This is a genomic window from Caldicellulosiruptor sp. DIB 104C, assembly GCF_028198085.1.
GTDB lineage: Bacteria > Bacillota > Thermoanaerobacteria > Caldicellulosiruptorales > Caldicellulosiruptoraceae > Caldicellulosiruptor > Caldicellulosiruptor saccharolyticus.
This window is the reverse complement of sequence record NZ_CP116337.1, coordinates 2,267,498-2,271,113: the sequence shown is the minus strand read 5'-3', so window position 1 is coordinate 2,271,113 and position 3,616 is coordinate 2,267,498. Positions and strand designations below refer to the sequence as shown.

The 3,616-nt window shown below is 37.4% G+C and carries 5 protein-coding genes; all 5 read left to right on the top strand.

Going from position 1 to position 3,616, the window contains the following annotated elements; translation table 11 throughout:
• Window positions 1–999 (top strand): nitrogenase component 1 (locus tag PGC14_RS11125; RefSeq protein ID WP_271628951.1); only part of this gene is annotated, 999 nt, incomplete at its 5' end.
• A gap of 44 nt (window positions 1,000–1,043) precedes the next feature.
• A complete protein-coding gene (locus tag PGC14_RS11120; RefSeq protein WP_271628950.1) occupies window positions 1,044–1,847 on the top strand; it encodes a radical SAM protein in 804 nt (267 codons plus the stop codon).
• Window positions 1,848–1,873: 26 nt separating this feature from the next.
• Window positions 1,874–2,206: a NifB/NifX family molybdenum-iron cluster-binding protein gene (locus tag PGC14_RS11115; protein WP_271628949.1), complete on the top strand. Its 333-nt coding sequence runs from the start codon at window positions 1,874–1,876 to the stop codon at window positions 2,204–2,206.
• Window positions 2,207–2,249: 43 nt separating this feature from the next.
• Window positions 2,250–3,050 carry a molybdate ABC transporter substrate-binding protein gene (gene modA, locus PGC14_RS11110; RefSeq protein WP_271628948.1) on the top strand — a complete coding sequence of 267 codons (801 nt, stop codon included), beginning with the start codon at window positions 2,250–2,252 and terminating at the stop codon, window positions 3,048–3,050.
• Window positions 3,051–3,101: 51 nt separating this feature from the next.
• On the top strand, window positions 3,102–3,616 hold a 515-nt coding region (locus tag PGC14_RS11105), incomplete at its 3' end, for an ABC transporter permease (RefSeq protein WP_271628947.1).

Below are 3,616 nucleotides of genomic sequence, written 5' to 3'. Positions count from 1 at the left end.
GACATCATATTTGGGGCGGCAAGAAAATTGGAAGAGAGCATAGTTGAGGCAGACAAAATCTTTGATAGCTACGACCTTGTGTTTGTTTACGCAACATGCACAGCTTCGCAAATTGGTGAGGACATTGAATGGTCAATTAAAAGGGTGAAAGACAGGGTTAACAAAATTGTAATCCCAGTTGTTGTTCCTGGATTTTCAGGGTATTCACAAGCAGATGGGCATCACATCGCACAAAGAGCAATTGCAAATTATATACTCAAAAGTTTTAAAAACACAGAGGAAATTGAAAATTCTGTCAACATCATAGGCGAGTACAATGTAGCAGGAGAGAGCCAAGCTATAAAAAGACTTTTAGAGAAGATAGGGATAAATGTAATTTGCACCTACACAGGCGATTGTAGTCTTTCTCAGATGGAAAAAAGCGTAAATGCAAGACTAAATCTTTTGCTTTGTAAAAGTTCTGGACTTTTACTTGCTCAGTTTATGAAAGAGAGGTTTTCAATACCGTATATGGAGGTCTCTTTCTACGGAATTGAGAATACTATAACCTCACTTAAAAAGATAGCAAAATTTTTTGGAAAAGGAAAGGCTGCTGAAATTGTTGCAGATGAAGAGTTTTCAAAGATAAAACACAAGATACAGTTTTTCAAAAGCAAATTGCAAGGCAAAAAGGCAATCGTGCTTTTAGGGGCATCGCGCATAGGTTTTATGACAAATGCTTTCAAAGAAGCAGGGCTTGAAATCTTGGTTTGTGGTAGCCAGTTTGGATGTTCGAACGACTACGAGATAGCGCGCTGTATACTTCCTGACAGCATATTGGTGGATGATTTTAACTGTGCAGAGGTTGAAGAGATAATATTAAGATTTTCGCCCGACCTTTTCATTGGTGGAACAAGAGAGTGGTACCTTTCTCATAAGTTTGGCGTGCCGTTTTTGGTTTTGCCTCAAGAGACAAAGCCGTATGCCTGTTTTGAAAGGTTTTTTACATTTGCTTGTTGACATATACAAAGAGGTCTTTGCACCTGTTTGGAGGCTGATTTGAGATGGGAAATAGAAACTATGGTCATCCATGTTTTGGAAAAGATGCAGCAAGCAAGATTGGAAGAATACATCTTCCTGTTGCACAAGCGTGTAATATAAAGTGTAACTATTGTGATAGAAACATCTCATGCATGAACGAAAACCACCCTGGTGCCTGCCTTGAGGTTTTGACACCCGAGCAGGCGTTAGAAAGATACAAAAGGTATGCTTCATCAGACAGCAGGCTAAAGATTGTTGGAATTTCAGGGCCTGGCGACCCACTTTTCAACCCTGAGACTTTTAAAACCTTCGAGCTCATAAAAAGCTATGACAAAGGTGCTATATTTTGTATCAGCACAAACGGGCTTTTGCTTGAAGACAGAATTGAAGATCTTTTAAAAAGCAATGTAAGATTTGTAACCGTAACTGTCAATGCAGTAAACTTTGAGGTAGCAAAAGAGATTTATGAGTTTGCCCTGTACGATGAGGTTTTGTACTTTGGCGAGGATGCAGCAAAGCTTTTGGTTGAAAAACAGCAAAAGGGTATAGAAAAGGCGTGCAAAGCAGGGCTTGTTGTGAAGGTAAACACTGTCTTGATTCCTGATATCAACCAGGACCACATAGAAGAGATTGCAAAGGTGGTAAAAGCACTTGGAGTCAGTATTATGAACATCATGCCATTGCGACCATATGCCAAGTTTTCGCATCTGAAAAGGCCGTCTTGCGATACAGTAAATAACATCAGAAAAAGGTGTGAGAGTATCATTGACCAGATTAGCCATTGTAACCAGTGCAGGTCTGATGCAATTGGCATGCTTATGATTTAAAAAAATTTTTAGTGGTGGGATAAAAGATGAAAAGAAAAAGGATTGCAATTGCCACCAGTGATGGAAAGCTTGTGAACAGACACTTTGGTAATAGTGATAACTTTTTGATTGTTGATTTGTTTGACGATGGCAGCTGCGATCTAATCTGTGTTAGAGAGTTTAAAGACCAAGGAATTGAGAGTTGCAGCAGCCAGGAGAGGATGGAAAAGAGAGTTGAGATGCTAAGAGACTGTGATGTGATAATAGCAAACAAAGTTGGACTTTGTGCCTTGGAAAAGCTTTCTGACAAGATTGTTTTAGAAAGACATGGGCTTGTGAAAGATGCTATCAAAGAGGTTTTGGATCTTTTTATGACTTAAAAAATGGGGGATTTGTTTAAGAAAGAAAAAAGGAGAGAAAAGTATGACAAATAGATCAAAGTGGATAAAATCAGTTGTAATCTCAATTTTTGTAATAGCTGTACTTGTGGCAGCTTTGTTTTGTACCTATTCTCGATTTGCTTTTTCAAAGATTACCAAAGCTCAAAGCTCTAAAAATGATAAACTTGTCATTTTTGTACCAAATACTTTAGAAGCGGTTATAGAAAAAATAGCTGACCAGTTTGAAAAAGAGAAAAATTGCAAGATTGAAATGAATGTTGCAGGCACTCATGTACTTGTGACGCAGCTCAAAAGTGGCGCTTCTTGTGATGTATTCTTTTCTGCAGACAAAAGATACATTGATGAAATAAAAGGAAAGAGGTATATAAATAGCTACTTGACATTTGCTAAAACCATTCTTGCTATTGTCAGCTCATCGAAAAAGGTGAAAAGCTTTGAGGATATATCTAAAAAAGGTGTAAAGCTTTGCATAGCAGACCCTGTTTCACCAATTGGTATGTGGACACAACAGTTTCTAAACAAAGTAAAAAGCAAAGACCCTGCCCTGTACAAAAAGATTTTGCAAAATGTCATCTCACAAGAGTTTCAGATTACTGATGTTATCCAAAAAGTTAAGGCAATGCAGGCTGACGCAGGTGTTGTTTATTTCACAGATGCCATAAATTCAAAACTGGGTATTGTTTCTATTCCTGATGAGTACAATGTTCAGGCTTATCATTATGTTGGGGTAATCAAAACATCTGAGAAAAATAGGCTTGCAAAGGAGTTTATAAAGTTTTTAAGTTCAAAAAGTCAAAGCTATTTTAAAGTCAGCAGGATATGAATAGCAAAGAAAACCGATCAAGTTTCTTTTGTGAAAGCGTGTGAGCTTATTATGAAAAAGGTATTTATTCTTTCAGTTCCGTTTTTAATATTTTTGCTTTTACCTTTTTTAAATTTGCTTTTTGTTGTACCATACTCAAAACTTTTTAATATGATAACAAAAAAAGAGACCATCACAGCCTTTGGGCTTTCTTTTTTTACAGCCAGCATCTGCTGCATTTTAGCATTTTTAATAGGCACACCTTTTGCATACCTTCTTGCCAGTACAAAAAGAAGAATCGCTTTTCTTGAGCTGATAATAGACCTTCCAAACGTCCTGCCACCGATCTTGATGGGAGTGCTCTTGCTTCTTTTGTATGGCAAAGTCGGATTTGTAGGGAGAATACTTGACAAAGCTTCTCTTGAGATACCTTTTACCACCTTTGCAGTAATACTTGCTCAGCTTTTTGTTAGTATTGGATACTATTTGAAAGTAGCATACTCTTCGTTTTTGGCCATAGACAAACAGTTAAAAGAAGAAGGCTTCATTTTAGGGCTTGATGAGCTTGGAATTTTGTGGCGTGTGTA